Source organism: Mesorhizobium sp. WSM4832, assembly GCF_055811115.1.
In genome coordinates, this window is the sequence record NZ_JBVVQH010000008.1 from 13,434 (window position 1) to 29,564 (window position 16,131).

16 protein-coding genes are annotated in these 16,131 nt (G+C 63.0%); 10 read left to right on the plus strand and 6 right to left on the minus strand.

Annotation, left to right across the window (positions count from 1 at the left end):
• Positions 1-3: 3 nt before the first annotated feature.
• Genes pstC through phoB form a run of 5 tightly spaced genes read left to right on the plus strand, consistent with a single transcriptional unit; the run spans position 4 to position 4,070 of the window.
• On the plus strand, positions 4-990 hold the full coding sequence (pstC, locus tag AC0L2L_RS13105; protein WP_473578906.1) for a phosphate ABC transporter permease subunit PstC: 987 nt from the start codon (positions 4-6) through the stop codon (positions 988-990).
• 3 nt (positions 991-993) lie between these two features.
• On the plus strand, positions 994-1,845 hold the full coding sequence (gene pstA / locus AC0L2L_RS13110; RefSeq protein ID WP_473578908.1) for a phosphate ABC transporter permease PstA: 852 nt from the start codon (positions 994-996) through the stop codon (positions 1,843-1,845).
• Entirely contained in the window at positions 1,842-2,645 is an 804-nt protein-coding gene (pstB, locus tag AC0L2L_RS13115) for a phosphate ABC transporter ATP-binding protein PstB (RefSeq protein WP_473578910.1), read from the plus strand. Before pstA ends, pstB begins: the two co-directional genes overlap by 4 nt.
• A 20-nt stretch (positions 2,646-2,665) precedes the next feature.
• Positions 2,666-3,367 (plus strand): phosphate signaling complex protein PhoU, encoded by a 702-nt coding sequence (phoU, locus tag AC0L2L_RS13120; RefSeq protein ID WP_027166595.1) that lies wholly within the window; start codon positions 2,666-2,668, stop codon positions 3,365-3,367.
• A gap of 13 nt (positions 3,368-3,380) precedes the next feature.
• Positions 3,381-4,070: a phosphate regulon transcriptional regulator PhoB gene (gene phoB / locus AC0L2L_RS13125; RefSeq protein ID WP_010911896.1), complete on the plus strand. Its 690-nt coding sequence runs from the start codon at positions 3,381-3,383 to the stop codon at positions 4,068-4,070.
• A 182-nt stretch (positions 4,071-4,252) separates the two neighbouring features.
• Here the strand turns inward: phoB and AC0L2L_RS13130 are convergent, their stop codons facing one another.
• Positions 4,253-5,512 (minus strand): flavin-containing monooxygenase, encoded by a 1,260-nt coding sequence (locus tag AC0L2L_RS13130; RefSeq protein WP_473578912.1) that lies wholly within the window; start codon positions 5,510-5,512, stop codon positions 4,253-4,255.
• 156 nt (positions 5,513-5,668) lie between these two features.
• Positions 5,669-6,373, minus strand: a complete 705-nt coding sequence (locus AC0L2L_RS13135) for a hypothetical protein (protein ID WP_473578914.1) — start codon at positions 6,371-6,373, stop codon at positions 5,669-5,671.
• Between the two features lie 168 nt (positions 6,374-6,541).
• Between AC0L2L_RS13135 and AC0L2L_RS13140 the strand changes: the two genes are divergently transcribed.
• Positions 6,542-7,189, plus strand: a complete 648-nt coding sequence (locus tag AC0L2L_RS13140) for a TetR/AcrR family transcriptional regulator (RefSeq protein WP_473578916.1) — start codon at positions 6,542-6,544, stop codon at positions 7,187-7,189.
• A 106-nt stretch (positions 7,190-7,295) separates the two neighbouring features.
• On the opposite strand, the gene AC0L2L_RS13145 is transcribed toward AC0L2L_RS13140, so the two are convergent.
• Complete coding sequence (locus AC0L2L_RS13145; protein ID WP_473578918.1) at positions 7,296-8,537, minus strand: ROK family protein; 1,242 nt, start codon at positions 8,535-8,537, stop codon at positions 7,296-7,298.
• A gap of 269 nt (positions 8,538-8,806) precedes the next feature.
• Between AC0L2L_RS13145 and xylF the strand changes: the two genes are divergently transcribed.
• The 4 genes from xylF to AC0L2L_RS13165 all read left to right on the plus strand — a co-directional run bounded on the left by xylF (position 8,807) and on the right by AC0L2L_RS13165 (position 14,012).
• A complete protein-coding gene (gene xylF / locus AC0L2L_RS13150) occupies positions 8,807-9,847 on the plus strand; it encodes a D-xylose ABC transporter substrate-binding protein (RefSeq protein ID WP_027166593.1) in 1,041 nt (346 codons plus the stop codon).
• 143 nt (positions 9,848-9,990) lie between these two features.
• On the plus strand, positions 9,991-11,307 hold the full coding sequence (locus AC0L2L_RS13155) for a sugar ABC transporter permease (protein ID WP_473578919.1): 1,317 nt from the start codon (positions 9,991-9,993) through the stop codon (positions 11,305-11,307).
• A gap of 15 nt (positions 11,308-11,322) precedes the next feature.
• Positions 11,323-12,135, plus strand: coding sequence for an ATP-binding cassette domain-containing protein (locus AC0L2L_RS13160; RefSeq protein ID WP_473578921.1), 813 nt, complete (start codon positions 11,323-11,325; stop codon positions 12,133-12,135).
• Between the two features lie 233 nt (positions 12,136-12,368).
• A complete protein-coding gene (locus AC0L2L_RS13165; protein ID WP_473579207.1) occupies positions 12,369-14,012 on the plus strand; it encodes a CHASE domain-containing protein in 1,644 nt (547 codons plus the stop codon).
• 89 nt (positions 14,013-14,101) lie between these two features.
• On the opposite strand, the gene AC0L2L_RS13170 is transcribed toward AC0L2L_RS13165, so the two are convergent.
• The 3 genes from AC0L2L_RS13170 to AC0L2L_RS13180 form a co-directional block, all read right to left on the minus strand.
• Entirely contained in the window at positions 14,102-14,347 is a 246-nt protein-coding gene (locus tag AC0L2L_RS13170) for a YMGG-like glycine zipper-containing protein (RefSeq protein ID WP_027166589.1), read from the minus strand.
• Between the two features lie 317 nt (positions 14,348-14,664).
• Positions 14,665-14,835 (minus strand): hypothetical protein, encoded by a 171-nt coding sequence (locus AC0L2L_RS13175; RefSeq protein ID WP_473578922.1) that lies wholly within the window; start codon positions 14,833-14,835, stop codon positions 14,665-14,667.
• Between the two features lie 135 nt (positions 14,836-14,970).
• The gene (locus AC0L2L_RS13180; RefSeq protein WP_473578923.1) at positions 14,971-16,002 is read right to left on the minus strand and encodes a sensor histidine kinase; all 1,032 of its coding nucleotides are present in this window, start codon (positions 16,000-16,002) and stop codon (positions 14,971-14,973) included.
• Positions 16,003-16,131: the final 129 nt, after the last annotated feature.

Consider the following 16,131-nt stretch of genomic DNA (forward strand, 5'->3'; position numbering starts at 1 on the left):
CAGATGAGTGCCGTTTCCGAAGCCGTGACATCGTCCGCCATGCGGAGCAGGGAAGCGACAGTGCGCCGCTTCGCCCTCACAGACACGATCTTCCGGACGGCCACGCGCCTTTCCGCCATCCTCGTTCTGGTTATTCTCGGCGGTGTCGCCATCTCGCTGTTCGCCGGCTCGTGGGAGGCGCTGTCGAAGTTCGGCTTCTCCTTCCTGACCACCGAATCCTGGAACCCCGTCACCGAGAATTTCGGCGCTTTGGCGCCCATCTACGGCACTGTCGTCACCTCGGCCATCGCCATCATCATCGCCGTGCCGATCGGCATCGGCATCGCCATCTTCCTGACCGAGCTTTGCCCGCGACCGCTCCGGCGCCCTATCGGCATCGCCGTCGAGCTGCTGGCCGGCATCCCCTCGATCATCTACGGCATCTGGGGCCTGTTCGTCTTCGCGCCATTCCTGCAGACGACGATCCAGCCCTTCGTCATCTGGCTCTTCAAAGGCATCCCCGGCCTCAACAGCCTGTTTGCCGGCCCGCCCTACGGCATCGGCCTGCTGACCTCGTCGCTGATCCTCGCCATCATGGTGCTGCCGTTCATCACCTCGATCACCAAGGACGTGTTCGACACCGTGCCGGCGGTGCTGAAGGAATCGGCATATGGCATCGGCTGCACGACCTGGGAGGTGACCCGGCGCGTGACGATCCCCTATACCCGCATCGGCATCATGGGCGGCGTCATGCTCGGCCTCGGCCGTGCGCTCGGCGAGACGATGGCCGTCACCTTCGTCATCGGCAATGCGCACCGCATCAGCGCCTCGCTGTTCGCGCCGGGCACGACGATCTCGGCAACGATCGCCAATGAATTCACCGAGGCCGACGGCGACCTCTACACATCCTCGCTGGTGTCGCTTGGTCTGATCCTCTTCATCATCACCTTCATCATCCTTGCCATCGCGCGCTACATGCTGATGCGCATCGACGCCCGCACGGGAGCCTGACCGATGTCGACGTCCCTTGCACTCCACAACAGCCGCAAGCGAAAGAACGGCGTGATGATGACGCTTTGCGTCATCGCCGCCGGCATCGGCCTCGCCTGGCTGGCGCTGATCCTCGGCGCCCTGCTCTACAAAGGACTCTCGGGGTTGTCGCTGTCGGTGTTCACGCAAATGACACCGCCGCCCGGCGATGCCGGCGGCCTGCTCAACGCCATCTACGGCAGCATCGTGATGACCATCATCGGCATCGTCGTCGGCACGCCGATCGGCGTGCTGGCCGGCACCTACATGGCCGAGTATGGTCGCTTCTCGAAGCTCACCACGGTGGTGCGCTTCATCAACGACATCCTGTTGTCGGCCCCCTCGATCATCATCGGCCTGTTCGTCTATGAGCTGCTGGTGCGGCCGATGGGGCACTTCTCGGCGATTGCCGGCGCCGTAGCGCTGTCCATCCTGGTGATCCCCGTCGTGGTGCGCACCACCGAGGACATGCTCAACCTTGTGCCCAACGCACTGCGCGAAGCGGGCGCCGCCATCGGCGCGCCGCGCTGGGTGGTGATCCGCTCCGTCGCCTATCGCGCGGCCCTGTCCGGTATCGTCACCGGCATCCTTTTGGCGATCGCCCGTATTTCCGGCGAGACGGCGCCGCTTCTCTTCACCGCGCTCAACAACCAGTTCTGGTCGAGCAATCTCAATGCCCCGATGGCCAGCCTGCCGGTGACCATCTTCCAGTTCGCTCTCAGCCCCTACGAGGAATGGCAGCAGCTGGCCTGGACGGGCGCACTCATAATCACCCTGACGGTTCTCGGCCTGAGCGTCATCGCCCGCAGCCTGACCGGACGCAGAGAGGACAGATGAAACCGATGTTGTCCACCGACCTGAACGCACCCGACACGACCGTCGAGAAGGCCAAGATCGAGGTCAAGAACCTCAACTTCTACTATGGTCAGTCGAAGGCGCTGAAGGACATCAACCTGTCCCTGCCCGAGCGCAGCGTGACCGCCTTCATCGGGCCGTCGGGCTGCGGGAAGTCGACGCTGCTGCGCGTGCTCAACCGCATCTACGAACTCTACCCGAAGCAGAGCGCGGAAGGGCAGGTGCTGCTTGACGGCAAGAACATCCTCGACCGCTCGCAGGACCTCAACCTGCTGCGCACCAAGATCGGCATGGTGTTCCAGAAACCGACGCCGTTCCCGATGTCGATCTACGAGAACATCGCCTTCGGCGTCAGGCTCTACGAGAAGATCGGCAAGGCCGAGATGGACAGCCGCGTCGAGCAGGCGCTGAAGCGCGCGGCGTTGTGGAACGAGGTCAAGGACAAGCTGAACGCCAGCGGCCTCAGCCTCTCCGGCGGCCAGCAGCAGCGTCTGTGCATCGCCCGCACCGTGGCGGTGAAGCCCGAGGTCATCCTGCTCGACGAGCCGGCCTCGGCGCTCGATCCGCTGTCGACCGCCAAGATCGAGGAACTGATCGACGAGCTGCAGGCCGACTACACGATCGTCATCGTCACCCACAACATGCAGCAGGCGGCACGTGTGTCGCGGCAGACGGCGTTCATGTATCTCGGCGAGCTGGTGGAGTTCGACCGGACCGAGAAGATCTTCACCTCGCCCCGCGAGAAGCGCACGCAGGACTACATCACCGGCCGCTTCGGCTGAGTTCATACGAGGACATCATCATGGCCGAACATACCGTCGCTTCCTTCGACGAGGATCTGAGGCAGATCAGCCGGCTTATCAACGACATGGGCGACCTTGCGGCCTCCATGGTCGGCGCATCGGCCAGGGCCCTGCTCGAGACCGACAATGCGCTGGCGCAGCGCGTCGTCTCCGACGACGCCATCATGGACGCGCGCCAGCGCGAACTTGACGACCGCGCCATCACGCTGATCGCCAAGCGCCAGCCGATGGCGGACGATCTTCGCCATGTGGTCGGCTCGATCCGCATGGCGGGCGACCTCGAACGCATCGGCGATCTCGCCAAGAACATCGCCAAGCGCGTCGGTTCGGTGGGCGTCAGCGCCGCGCCACGCGATCTCACGCATTCGATCGATTCCATGGCGCAGCTGGTGCTGATCCAGGTCCAGGCCGTGATCCAGGAATACACGGTGGGCGACGCCACGGCGCTGGCCAAGCTTCGCAACGACGACGAACGCATCGACGTCAAATACACGTCCGTCTTCCGCGAGCTCCTGACCTACATGATGGAAGACCCGCGCAACATCACCGCTTGCACGCATCTTCTGTTCTGCGCCAAGAACCTCGAGCGCATCGGCGATCATGTGACCAACATCGCCGAGAACGCCTATTATGTGCTGACCGGCACGCAATTGCCCGCGAATCGTCCGAAGCAGGACGAGATGTCGGCGCCGGCGGCCTGAAGGGTAACTGGCAATGATCGCGCCACGCATCATGGTGGTGGAGGACGAGGAGCCGCTAGGAGTGCTGCTCCGCTACAACCTCGAATCCGAGGGTTACCAGGTCGAAGTGGTGACCCGCGGCGACGAGGCCGAAATCCGCCTTCAGGAAAACGTTCCCGACCTGCTCGTGCTCGACTGGATGGTGCCGGCGGTTTCCGGCATCGAGCTTTGCCGACGCCTCAGGATGCGGCCCGAGACCGAGCGGCTGCCGATCATCATGCTGACCGCGCGAGGCGAAGAAAGCGATCGGGTTCGAGGTTTGTCCACCGGCGCCGACGATTATCTGGTCAAGCCGTTCTCGACGCCGGAGTTCATGGCGCGCGTCAAGGCGCTGCTGCGCCGCGCCAAGCCAGAGGTGCTGTCCAGTGTGCTCAAGGTCGGCGACATCGTGCTCGACCGGGAATCGCATCGCGTCTACCGCAAGAAGAGCGAGATCAGGCTCGGCCCGACCGAGTTCCGCCTGCTCGAATTCATGATGCGTCACCCCGGCCGGGTGTTCTCGCGCAGCCAGTTGCTCGACAATGTCTGGGGCGAGACGATCTACATCGACGAGCGCACCGTGGACGTCCATGTCGGCCGCCTACGCAAGGCGGTCAACAACGGCCGCATGCCGGACGTCATCCGCACCATCCGCGGGGCGGGCTACGCGATCCGCGAGGATTAATGCATGTCGCGCAAAAGTGTGCAGCGGTGTTTTGCCAAAACGACATGCATAAAAACAAAGACTTAAAGCGCGCGCCTGAATCCGTTTCAGCGACGCGCTTTAGAGCCCTTCGATCCGATTAATAGCCTGAATCTCGCGAGAGGAAGAAGCCGCCTCCGGATGATATTCGCTTCGAGTCGGCATCACTGAATCGGGACGTCAGAGGCAGCTGCTAAACGACGCTGGATATCTTCGACCAACCGGCCTGCTTCCTCCGCGATTGCCAATATTGTGCCCGACCGTCGCGAGATCGCGAAAGGCAGGCCGGCAAAATACACGCCGGGAGCGCCTGCGAACCCGTTCTCGTGCAACGGTTGGCCGTGTGCATCGAGCACCTCGGGAACGCGCACCCACCCGAAATCCCCCCTGAACCCAGTGCACCAGATCACCGTTGTGATCCCCCTGGCGTCGAGATCGATTGATCGGACCGGTGGATTGGGCAGCAGCGCGGCAATCACCTCGGCCGGGTCCGGCTCAGCCCGCGGGGCATCGATACCGTTGCGCTCGATATACTCGTCGATCTGGCTTCGAATTCTTGCGGAGCCCTCGTCTGCATGGCGGACATGCGCTTCTGCCTCGTCGCTGAACGAGAGGTGTCCGGCGTCGACGCCCGTGAGCCGGCCCAGAAGGACAACGCCTTGCGCGCTGAGGGACTGCAGGCTGATCGTATGGAGCGCTCCTGTCAGCGGCCTTCCGGGAATGGGTCCCTGCTGAAGCATTTCCCTGCGCGTCACATCTATCAATCCGGAAAGAACCATCCAGACACTGATGTGGCGACCCCGATACATGCGGGGCAGTCGGCCGACCCGGCTGCTTGCAAGAAATACGGTTCGCCCCGCCTGGACCAAGTCCTCGGCGATTTGGCCGCCCGACTGGGCGCTGCCGATCACCAGGACGGCCCCATGGTCGAGACCGGATGCGTTGCGGTAGGCCGATGCATCGATCTGTCGGATGTTGAGCGGCAGCAAAGCAGAGAAAGGTGGGCGCGCCGGACAATTCTGGTTGCTGCTGGCGATCACCACGTTCCTCGCCCACAGGGAGCCGTTCGGAAGGGTCAGCCGGTAGAGGCCGCCGCTGGCAACAAGGTCGGTCACCGGCGTACCGGTTTCCACCGGAAGGCCATACCGCCCGGCATAGTCCTCCAACAGCGCGACAAACTCGCCGCTTGTCATCGCACCGTCGGGATCTGGGCCGACATAGGTATCCCCGGGCATGACTGTTTGGCTGTTGGGTGTGTTAATCCGAAAGGAGTCCCAGCGCTGGGTTCGCCAGGTCTCGCCGATGCGACCTCGCTCAAATACTCTATGGCGCAAGCCGCGCTGCTTCAGCGCATGACTGACGCCTAGCCCCGCCCAACCGGCACCGATGACGGCGGCATCAAGAACGTCCGTTCCGCTCGTCATTACGCTCCCCTCTGATTGTCAACCTATTGTATTTTGCGCAATCAGCAATGGCGGGCCTTCTGGTACCGCGGCGTCTGCTTCACAACCCGTCGGACTTCTTCAACTCTTTCGACCCGTTGCGGACATTCTCAGCGAACGTTTGCCGCCTGGAGCGCTTCAGCTTTTGACGGAATCGCCGACCCCGATGGTGCTCGCGCGTATCCACAGCAATCCGGCCAGCCAGGCGATGGCTGTCGCAAGAACCACTAAGCCCAGGTCAAGAGCCCACTCCGGCACGAACGCACGGAGCGCGATCGGCACCGCGCCGATGACGTAGAGAGCCAGTGGAATGCGCGGCATATCTCGTCCAACGGCAAGAGAGATCGCAAATGCCAGCGTTCCAAGCAGGAAAAGCAACGAACTGGCGACTAGAGCCAGTCCGAGCGGCCCGGCTCGCAGGTCCATGATGATCGTCGGCGGAAGTTTCGAAAATACGAGATTGATCACCACCTCCACACCTTCCAAACTTGCCAGCGCAATGAAGTTGATGACAAACGCGATGGTGCCGAATAGGCCCGTGCGCCTGCCAAACGCGAGAAACAAGCCCACGACGAGACCGAGCGCCAAAATCTCGGCGAGCGGCGCGAGGAGTTGCGTTAGATCGGTGGTCGAGATCAGCGAACTGCGTTTAGCCGCGTTGACCAAAAGAATGAGCGCACTTCCCACCCCGGCGACGGCGGCAAGCCGATAAAGCGTGGCGCCGGACACGGCCGCACTCGGCTGAGCAGTCCGGAGATTCTGCTTGTGCTGCGGTTCTTCGGCTGGGTCCTGGGATGATGTGAACGATTGCGAACGGCGAGTTTCGGCGTCTCTGGCGAGCATGTTCGGGTCCTCCGTCTGGGCATTTGGCAGCCGCGAAGACCGCAGGCCTGTTCCGATCCCATCGGTAATCATTGCTTACATTCGCAAACGCGAATTGTAAACAGTGATTACATTTTGGAGGTTTCTTGATATAGAGGCGAGATGCAGCTCGATGGAACGAGGGACGAAATGCCAAAAGCCAAGACGCCTCATCGCACCAGTTACCACCATGGCAATTTGCGGGAGGTCCTGATCGATGCCGCGGTTCAACTTGTCGAGGAGGGCGGTCCCGACAATGTGAGCGTGCGCGAAGTCGCAAAGCGGGCGGGCGTTTCTCCTGGCGCGCCCTTCCGTCATTTCACTAATAAGACCGCATTGATGACGGCTGTCGCAGAGCAGGCAATGAGCCGATTCCGCTCGGAGATAACGAATGCTATCGAGAACTTACCTACGGACGACCCGGTTGAGCGCTTCGCCGCTGTTGGGATCGCCTATTTGCGCTGGGCTATTCGAAACCCCACTCATTTCCAGATCATCTCGACGCGGAGTCTTATCGATTGGGACAGTTCGGAGTCGTTGCGTCGCGATAACGAAGCGGTGCGTGTGTTGGTAGAAGGGTCGATGGTGGAGGCGCAGCGACGAAACATGCTCCGGTCAAACGATATCTCGGAGACCCAAATAGCCGCGAGGGCCCTCGTCTACGGGCTCGCACGCATGTGCATTGATGGGCACTTTGCGCAATGGGCAGTGGCTGGACATACTGCGGAGCAAACTGCGCAGAGCGTATTAAAACACTTCGTGACACTCATTGGAAACGACGGGCCTAAAGGGGATTAAACGCCGCTGGCCAATGTCCGGAAATGGCGCAGGGCTGTCGGAGGCCGGGGTCCTCATTGGGTCGGAATTCGGTCGTCAAGAATGAAGTTAGTTTCAACCCTGATCCTCAGGCCACGTTCTTCCCCGCACTCGTCCTTGCCTGCACGCCCGGCGCGAAAATCTCCTGGTCGACGAAGGTCAGCGCGCGCATGGCGCAGCCTTCGCGGATCAGCGGCAGTTCGTTCGGCTCGGTGTCGAAGGAAATCGATTTCGAGTGCTGGCCGCCGGCGGTCTGGGCGATCGCCTCGCGCAGCGCCGGCTCGATCAGGTCGAAAGCCGCCGCGCTGACGCCCACCATGGCCACCGGCGCCGGGTCGATCAGCGCGAACAGGCTGCCAAGGCCGAAGCCCAGCGCCTCGCCGGCGCGGCGATAGGCCTCGCGCTCAGGACCGTCCGTCTCGCGCGCCTTTGCGGCAAGCGCCCGCATGTCGGCGTCGCCGACGTCGACCGGCTCGGCGTCCTCGCTCATCTTCTTGGCGCTGCGCCAGATGGCATAGTTGCCGGCATAGGCCTCGACGCAGCCGCGCCGGCCGCAGCGGCAGAGCGCCCCGCCCGGACGATGGATCATGTGGCCGAACTCGCCTCCGGAAGAATGCGTGCCGGTGAACAGCTCGCCCTTCAGCACCAGGCCCATGCCGATGCCGTGCGAGAGCAGGATGGCGATGAAATTGTCGCGATAGCGGTCCGGGTCGCGCCATTGCAGCGCCACCGCCATCATGTTGCAGTCGTTCTCCATGGTGGCGGGAATGCCGAACTCCGCCTCGAGCATGTCGGCGAAAGGAATGTCGGTCAGCGGCGTGATCGGCGACCACAGCATGGCGCGCGCCTGGGAATCGGTGATGCCCTGGATGCCCATGGCGATGCGGGCGACGCTGCCCAGGTCGAGGTCGGGATCCTGCAGCCGGCGCCGGACGATTGCCATGCATTCGCCAATCAGCTCGTCGCGCGGCATGCCAAGCGTGTCCAGGCGCTGCTGTTCCTCGGCGATCACCTGGCCGGCATAATCGATCACGGCGACCGACAGGAAGTTCAGCGACAGCACCACGGTCAGGACCGCGGCGGCTTCAGGGTTCAGCGCCAGGCCGATCTGCGGCCGACCGCGTTTCAACGCCGTCGGCTCGTTGGCTTTGCTCTCGGTGAGAATCCCCTCCTGGATCAGATCGGCGGAAATCGCCGAAATGGTCGAGTGGCTGAGCCCGGTGGTCGCGGCAATCTCCGTGCGCGATGGCTGGCCGGCGCGGCGCACGGCCGAAATCACCATGGCGCGATTGCGCCGGCGCAAATCGTCGTGGCGGATTCCGACCGACATCGTCTCGCACGTCCTCCCGGGTCATCGCGGCCCGGTGATGATGCCCTGGCCTGTCGCTGACACGCCAGGGATAGTGGCAGAAGCCAAAGCGCATGTCATTATTTATTGCGGACGTCGAAAAAAATGCCGAGACCCCTCAAAAGCCATCAGAATCGCAGTTGACAGCGTCGTTTCGCTGGATCACTATTTTTTTGAGGCTCGAAAAAAAGCCTCTGTACCGGCCTTCGGGCCAGTCTGGGTCGCGCCGCACAGGGCGCAGGGAGGATATCATGAAGAAATTCGCAGCCGCCATTCTGGCGGGTGTTGCCATGTCACTGACGCTGGCGTCGGTCGCCGAGGCAAAGGACAAGGTGATCGGCGTCTCGTGGTCGAATTTCCAGGAAGAGCGCTGGAAGACGGACGAAGCGGCGATGAAGGCGGCCATCGAAGCCGCCGGCGACAAGTATATTTCGGCCGACGCGCAGTCCAATCCGGGCAAGCAGCTGACCGACGTCGAAAGCCTGATCTCGCAAGGCGCGAACGCGCTGATCATCTTGGCGCAGGACGCGTCGGCCATCGGCCCGGCGGTGCAGAAGGCGCTCGACGAAGGCATCCCGGTCGTCGGCTACGACCGCCTGATCGAGAACAAGGACGTGTTCTACCTGACCTTCGACAACAAGGAAGTCGGCCGCATGCAGGCCCGCGGGGTGTTCAAGGCCAAGCCGGAAGGCAACTACGTCTTCATCAAGGGCTCGGGCGCCGATCCGAATGCCGACTTCCTGTTCTCGGGCTCGATGGAAGTGCTCAAGGAGGCGATCGACAGCGGCAAGATCAAGAATGTCGGCGAGGCCTATACCGACGGCTGGCTGCCCGCCAACGCGCAGAAGAACATGGAGCAGTTCCTGACCGCCAACGACAACAAGGTCGATGCGGTCGTGGCGGCCAATGACGGCACCGCCGGCGGCGTCGTCGCGGCGCTGACGGCGCAAGGTCTTGCCGGCACCGTTCCGGTTTCCGGCCAGGACGGCGACCATGCGGCGCTCAACCGCATCGCGCTCGGCACGCAGACCGTGTCGGTGTGGAAGGACGCGCGCGAGCTCGGCAAGAACGCCGCCGAGATCGCCTCGCAGTTGGCCGAAGGTAAGAAGATGGGCGACATCGCCGGCGCCAAGGATTTCACGACGCCCGGCGGCAACACCGTCAAGTCGCTGTTCCTGACGCCGATCGCGATCACCAAGGACAATCTCAACGTCGTCATCGACGCCGGCTGGATCAAGAAGGACGAAGTCTGCGCGGGCGTTGCCGCCGGCAGCGTCGCGGTCTGCAACTGATCTCGAAGACGTCAGACAATGAAGCGCCGCGGCTGTCAGGCCGCGGCGTTTTTTCAAGAAGATTTGTGTTTCCGCCCCTGGCGGCTAACTTCTAGGCTGCATTCCGGCATCCGCGTCAGACGGCAGCCCGGCGGGAGGATTTCATGACCGACACGACCTCAAATGCACCGGCCGACACCGCGCGCGCGTCGGAGCTTGGCGCTGTCGCCCGGTTCCTGAAGGCAACCGAGCTCGACACCCGCATGCTCGGCATGATCGGCGCGCTGCTGGTCATCTGGATCGGCATTCACATCCTGTCGGGCGGACTTTTCCTGACGCCGCGCAATCTCTGGAACCTGTCGGTGCAGACTTCCTCGGTCGCGATCATGGCGACCGGCATGGTGCTGGTCATCGTCATGCGTAACATCGACCTTTCGGTTGGTTCCGTCGAAGGTGTGATCGGCATGATCATGGGTGTGGCGCAAGCCGAATTCCTCATTCGCGTCATCGGCTTCCAGCTTGGGAATCCTTGGCTCTGGATCATTGCGCTGGCCGCCGGCGTGGTGCTCGGTCTCCTGATCGGTGCATTCCAGGGCTTCATCATCGCCTACCTCGAAGTTCCGGCCTTCATCGTGACACTGGGCGGCCTGCTGGTCTGGCGCGGCATGGCATGGCTCATCACCAACGGGCGCACGGTCGCGCCGCTCGACGCTACATTCCAGCTGATGGGGGGCGGACCTAGGGGCTCGATCGGCGCCACCGCCAGCTGGATCATCGGCGCAGTCGCGTGCGCGGCTGTCGCTTTCGCGCTGCTCAACGGTCGATCGCAGCGCAAACGGTTCAACTTTCCGCTGCGTCCCGTCTGGGCGGAAACCTTTCTCGGCGTCGTCGCCTGCGCTGCCATCCTTTGCGCGGTGTGGATCGCCAATTCCTATCCGTGGCCAATCGGCATCGTGCGCCAATACGCACAGCAGAACGGCATCGCCATTCCCGAAAATGGACTGTTCATCGCCCACGGCATTGCCATACCGGTGCTGATGGCAGTCGCGGTCGGCATCGTCATGACGTTCATCACCAAACGAACCCGTTTCGGCCGCTACGTCTTTGCCATCGGCGGCAATCCGGAGGCTGCCAATCTTGCCGGCATCAACACGCGCTGGGTGACCATGAAGGTGTTCATGATCATGGGTGTGCTGGCCGCGATCAGCGCGGCGATCTCGTCGGCCCGCCTCAACGCGTCGACCAATGCGCTGGGCACGCTGGACGAGCTTTTGGTGATTGCCGCCGCCGTTATCGGCGGCACCTCGCTTGCCGGCGGCTCCGGGACGGTGCTCGGCGCCATGCTCGGCGCGCTGCTGATGCAGTCGTTACAGTCCGGCATGGTGCTGCTCGGCATCGACTCACCGCTGCAGAGCATCGTCGTCGGCGCCGTACTCGTCGTCGCGGTCTGGCTCGATACCGTCTACCGCAAGCGGGTCTAGGGAAGGAGAACCATCATGGCTGACAACACCGCTCCCGCACCTGCTCCCGCCGGCGTTCCGCTGGTCGACATGCGCAACGTCTCGATCGCCTTCGGCGGCATCCGCGCCGTCGACGACGCGTCGGTCGATCTTTTTCCCGGTGAAGTGATGGCGCTGCTCGGCCACAACGGCGCCGGCAAGTCGACGCTGATCAAGATCCTGTCCGGCGCCTACAAGCGCGACAGCGGACAGATATTCATCAACGGGGAGGAGGCTTCGATCTCCAATCCGCGCGATGCCAAGAAATACGGCGTCGAGACGATCTACCAGACGCTGGCGCTGGCCGACAATGTCGATGCCGCGGCCAATCTCTTCCTCGGCCGCGAGCTGATGACGGGCTGGGGCACGCTCGACGACGCCGCCATGGAGGCCAAGGCGCGCAAGGTGATGGGCCGGCTCAATCCGCGCTTCCAGCGCTTCAAGGAGCCGGTCATCAAGCTGTCGGGCGGACAGCGGCAGTCAGTGGCGATCGCCCGCGCCATCCTGTTCAACGCCCGCATCCTGATCATGGACGAGCCGACGGCGGCGCTCGGTCCGCAGGAGACGGCCCAGGTCGGCGAACTGGTCAGGCAGCTCAAGGCCGACGGCATCGGCATCTTCCTGATCAGCCACGACATCCATGACGTGTTCGAGCTTGCCGACCGGGTCTGCGTGATGAAGAACGGCCAGGTCGTCGGCACCGCCCGCACGACCGATGTCACCCAGGACGAGGTGCTCGGCATGATCATCCTGGGCAAGTGCCCACCGGGCGCCATTCCGGGTCCCGGAGCGCTGAAAATCGCGGCCTAAAGCGCGTCGCGCTGAAACGGATTCAGGCGACGCGCTTTAGGGTCATTGTCTTGATGCATGTCGTTGTCCCAGAACCGCTGCACACTTCTGGGCGACATGCATTAAGGCCGTAATTTAGCTGGCTAATTCACGATCGGCTAATTTGACGACCGACGCGAGATTCGGCGTCGCCATTGTCTTGGAACGCAGACTTGCCCATAAAGGCGGTCAACCACCATGGGCCGCACCCTGCGTTGAAGAAGCTCTTTCCGATCGTCGCATTCATTGCCGTCGCGCTGATCAGCCTGACGATGGCGGGGTTCGCCTATTTCGCGACCCAGGAGGCAGCACGCATCAAGTTCGAAGGCACCGCCGACGATGCGCTCAGCCGCATCGAAAGCCGCATCGACCTGCATCTGTCGCTGCTGCGCTCGACGCAGGCCCTGTTCGATGCGCGCAACGGCGACATCACGCGCGGCGAATTCAATGCCTTCTTCACCGCGTTGAACATCGACGACAACTTTGCCGGCCTGCGCGGTATCGGCTTCCTCAGGCTCGCCAAGACCGGCGACGAGCCCGCGGTCGAGCGCGACATCCTGCACGACTACGGTTCGACGCATCCGATCTACCCGGCCACCACGCAGCAAGAGTGGCGCACGCCCATAGTGCTTTTCGAGCCGCTCGATACATCCAGTCAGTCGGCCATCGGTTTTGATATGTTCAGCGACCCCGCGCGGCGGCTGGCGATCGAGAAGGCCATGGCCGACGACCAGCAGCATGCCAGCGGCCTTATCCAGCTCGGCCAGGCCACCGGCGCGGCGCAGACCTTCCCCGGATTCCTGGTGTTCGTGCGGCTGAACGTGGAGACGGCCCAGGATGTCATCAATGCCAGCCGTTCCTCGACCTCCGGCTTTCTCTACGCCGCCTTCCGCGCGCGCGATCTGTTCCAGGTGGCGCTCAGCAAAGCTCCGCTGCTGCCGGTCAATGTCGAGGTCTATGACGGCAAGCCGGAGGCCGGCAAACTGCTTTTCCGCTCGGAAGCGCCGCCGGCGGAGCGTATCGGCGCGAAGCTTTTGGCGCGTCGCGATATTGTCGTCGCGGGCCGGCCCTGGACCATGCTGTTCAGGCCGACAAGTGCCTTCGAGCCACCGTCCTCACGCGCCATTCCGGTGATGCTCGGGCTGTTCGGCCTGCTGCTTGCCGGGGCTATCGCCCTGGTGGCGCGCTATCAGGAGCGTGCCTATGACGCGAAATCGGCGCTGCACGAGGCGACCGAAAAGAGCCTGCTGGAGAAGGACCTGATCCTGCAGGAGATGAAGCATCGCATCAAGAATTCGATCACCCGCGTGCTGGCGATCGCGCGGCAGACGGCCTCGCAAGCCACCGACGTCAAGGAGTTTTCGGCATCGTTCTCGGCACGCCTCCAGGCCATGGCCGCATCGCAGGACATGCTTACGCGTTCGCGCTGGCAAAAGGCGGATCTTGGTGACCTCCTGCGCATCGAGCTCGGGCAGGTTTTCGGCAAGGACCTGCCCGACGGCGTGCTGTCCGGGCCGCAAGTGCTGCTCGACGAGACGACGACGCAGGCCCTCGGGCTGACCTTCCACGAACTCGCCACCAATGCGCTGAAATATGGCGAAGCCGGCAACTCGGCCAATTCCGTCAAGGGAAGCTGGGCCCTCAAGGTCGATTGGAGCGTCGAAGGGCGCGGCCGCGAGCGGGAGCTGGTCCTGAACTGGCGCGAAGCGGGTCAGAAGAACCTGGAAGCGCCGGAAAAGACCGGCTTCGGCACCAAGCTGATAGATCTCAACGTCACGCGCGAGTTGGGCGGCACGATCGCGCGCGACTACCACGCAGACGGATTAACGGTGGAAATCAAAATCCCGTTGGCCGTGTGAGCGGCGCAAGACTCGCTGATGGCGGGGAACAGCGATCCAACTCAAGAGAAACCGGAGGCCGGCAGCCGGCCTCCGGTTCTTTTCCGCTATTAGTTGCAGCGAGCCGTGTAGATCCGGCCGCGATGATCGCGATACTGGCAGTAGCCGTTGCGCAGGTTGCGGACCAGGAGGCCCGACCCGGCTCCGACAGCCGCGCCGATCAGGGCACCCTTGCCGCCACCGACCAGGCCGCCCACACCGGCGCCGATCAGGCCGCCGCCGACGACATCCTGCTCGGTCGTGGTGCAGCCGCTGACTGCGACCACGGCAACCATGGCAATGATCATCTTCCGCATAGAATTGCTCCTCACTTTTGTCCTCACTTTTGGCAGCGCCAACAGCCATTTAGCATGAAAAAACCTGTTTTGCCTGCCCGATCTTACTGTTGTTTAAGATAGTCTTTTTGGAGCGCTTGCCGCTCGACGCGACAAGCATGCCCGAAACCTCCAAAGATGCGACCAAAGGGCCGTGGGGCCGCGCGTTCCAGGCGATCTGGGCCAGACGATCCGGGGCTGGAGCTGAAGCGCGTCGAAATGGATTCGTGCGGCGCGCTTCAAGTCTCGTTTTGACGTCGTTCTTCTGTGCACTTTTGGCCAAAGCCGCATGCAGGGGATCAGAACAATTGCCAGACCGCGGTCAGGGCAACGGCGGCAAGAAGCGCGATCGCGCCGAGGCGTAGCACAAGATCGGATGATCGCGGCGCGGGCGGCGGCTCGGCATCCTGGAAGCCGCTCATCGAGACGCGGGCGGCCTGCTCCAGCCGGTTCATGTCGGCAACCATCATTTCAATCTCCCAGGTCGCGCGGCGGGCGCGGATGGGTTTCCAGCGCATCCGTTGGCCGGGAGCATAGGATCGGACTTTATGGTGAACAGCCGGTTAAGCCTTCGCCGGCAAAGCGCCGCGCCAACGGCGGCGCAATCAATCCGTCTCGAAATTCCCGTGCGGGACGGTGAGGCGGTATTCCATCCGGTCCTTGCCGATTTCGAGCGTCGCGGAGCCATTCAGCGACATCGGCACCACGCGCTCCAGCGCGACGCTGCCGAAGCGCTTCTCATTGCGCGGCGCGTCGCCGACCGCCTCCGTCCAGGTCAGCAAAAGGTTGGGCGAGGTTCCGTCTTCAGCCTCGAGCCTGGCGCGCACCTCGACGTGGCCGTCCGGCCGCGACAGCGCGCCGTAGCTCACGGAGTTCACGGCCAATTCGTGCATCGCCAAGCCGATGTGCAGGGCGGCGTTGGGATTGAGATAAGGATTTTCGCCCGCGAACCGCAGGCTTTGCGCCAAATCGCTGCTGTAGCGGCCGACCTGGCCGGATATGAGTTCCTGCAGTGCCGCCCCTCGCCAGTTGGAGGATGTGACCAGGTCCTGCGAGGAAGCGAGCGATTGCAGCCGGCCGCGAAACCGCGCCAGGAACTCACCCAGCGTCTCGGTATAGCGCCCGGTCTGGGTGGCGATGCTCTGGATGATGGCCAGGAGATTCTTCGATCGATGGCTGACTTCGCGCAACAATGTCTTCAGCGTCTGCTCACGGCGTTTCTGCTCCGTCGTCTCCACCATGGTGGTGACGACGCCGAGGACTTCGTTGCCGTCGCCGCGGTCGGCGTCGATCCAAAGCTGGAACCAGCGGACGCCCTGGCTTCCCGGAATGCCGAGCTCAAACTGGTCCGCGTTGCCGGATTCGATGACCTTGAGTTTGGCGGCTCTTATGCGTTCGGCCTGCGCCGGCGAAAGCATATCCTTGCCGTCGGCGGTTTCGGACGCCCACGGCGCGCTCATATTGCGCGCCCAGACCGTTTTCATCTGCCGATCCTGGTAGAGAACCGAAATTCCCGCATTGTGCAGGGCATGGAGCAATGCGCGCCCCAGCTGCATCCCGCTTTCGGCTGGATGGATCGCGATCACTTCGCCGTCCTGTTTTTCAACCCTGTCCTTCGTGGGATCCTCGGAAGACATTGGAACATCCCGCGCTCGGTCCTTGAACGGCTCAATCCGCAACTGGTTCCGCACGGTATCGAGGCCTAGAAATTGCGGGCTCTCCAAAAACGGTCCGCCGGACGGTGCTCTTTCGAGGCGCCGTCCGGC

Coding starts and splice junctions, on each gene's coding strand:
- pstC (WP_473578906.1), top strand. CDS start 4: ATGAGTGCCGTTTCCGAAGCCGTGACATCGTCCGCCATGCGGAGCAGG.
- pstA (WP_473578908.1), top strand. CDS start 994: ATGTCGACGTCCCTTGCACTCCACAACAGCCGCAAGCGAAAGAACGGC.
- pstB (WP_473578910.1), top strand. CDS start 1,842: ATGAAACCGATGTTGTCCACCGACCTGAACGCACCCGACACGACCGTC.
- phoU (WP_027166595.1), top strand. CDS start 2,666: ATGGCCGAACATACCGTCGCTTCCTTCGACGAGGATCTGAGGCAGATC.
- phoB (WP_010911896.1), top strand. CDS start 3,381: ATGATCGCGCCACGCATCATGGTGGTGGAGGACGAGGAGCCGCTAGGA.
- AC0L2L_RS13130 (WP_473578912.1), bottom strand. CDS start 5,512: ATGACGAGCGGAACGGACGTTCTTGATGCCGCCGTCATCGGTGCCGGT.
- AC0L2L_RS13135 (WP_473578914.1), bottom strand. CDS start 6,373: ATGCTCGCCAGAGACGCCGAAACTCGCCGTTCGCAATCGTTCACATCA.
- AC0L2L_RS13140 (WP_473578916.1), top strand. CDS start 6,542: ATGCCAAAAGCCAAGACGCCTCATCGCACCAGTTACCACCATGGCAAT.
- AC0L2L_RS13145 (WP_473578918.1), bottom strand. CDS start 8,537: ATGTCGGTCGGAATCCGCCACGACGATTTGCGCCGGCGCAATCGCGCC.
- xylF (WP_027166593.1), top strand. CDS start 8,807: ATGAAGAAATTCGCAGCCGCCATTCTGGCGGGTGTTGCCATGTCACTG.
- AC0L2L_RS13155 (WP_473578919.1), top strand. CDS start 9,991: ATGACCGACACGACCTCAAATGCACCGGCCGACACCGCGCGCGCGTCG.
- AC0L2L_RS13160 (WP_473578921.1), top strand. CDS start 11,323: ATGGCTGACAACACCGCTCCCGCACCTGCTCCCGCCGGCGTTCCGCTG.
- AC0L2L_RS13170 (WP_027166589.1), bottom strand. CDS start 14,347: ATGCGGAAGATGATCATTGCCATGGTTGCCGTGGTCGCAGTCAGCGGC.
- AC0L2L_RS13175 (WP_473578922.1), bottom strand. CDS start 14,835: ATGATGGTTGCCGACATGAACCGGCTGGAGCAGGCCGCCCGCGTCTCG.
- AC0L2L_RS13180 (WP_473578923.1), bottom strand. CDS start 16,002: ATGTCTTCCGAGGATCCCACGAAGGACAGGGTTGAAAAACAGGACGGC.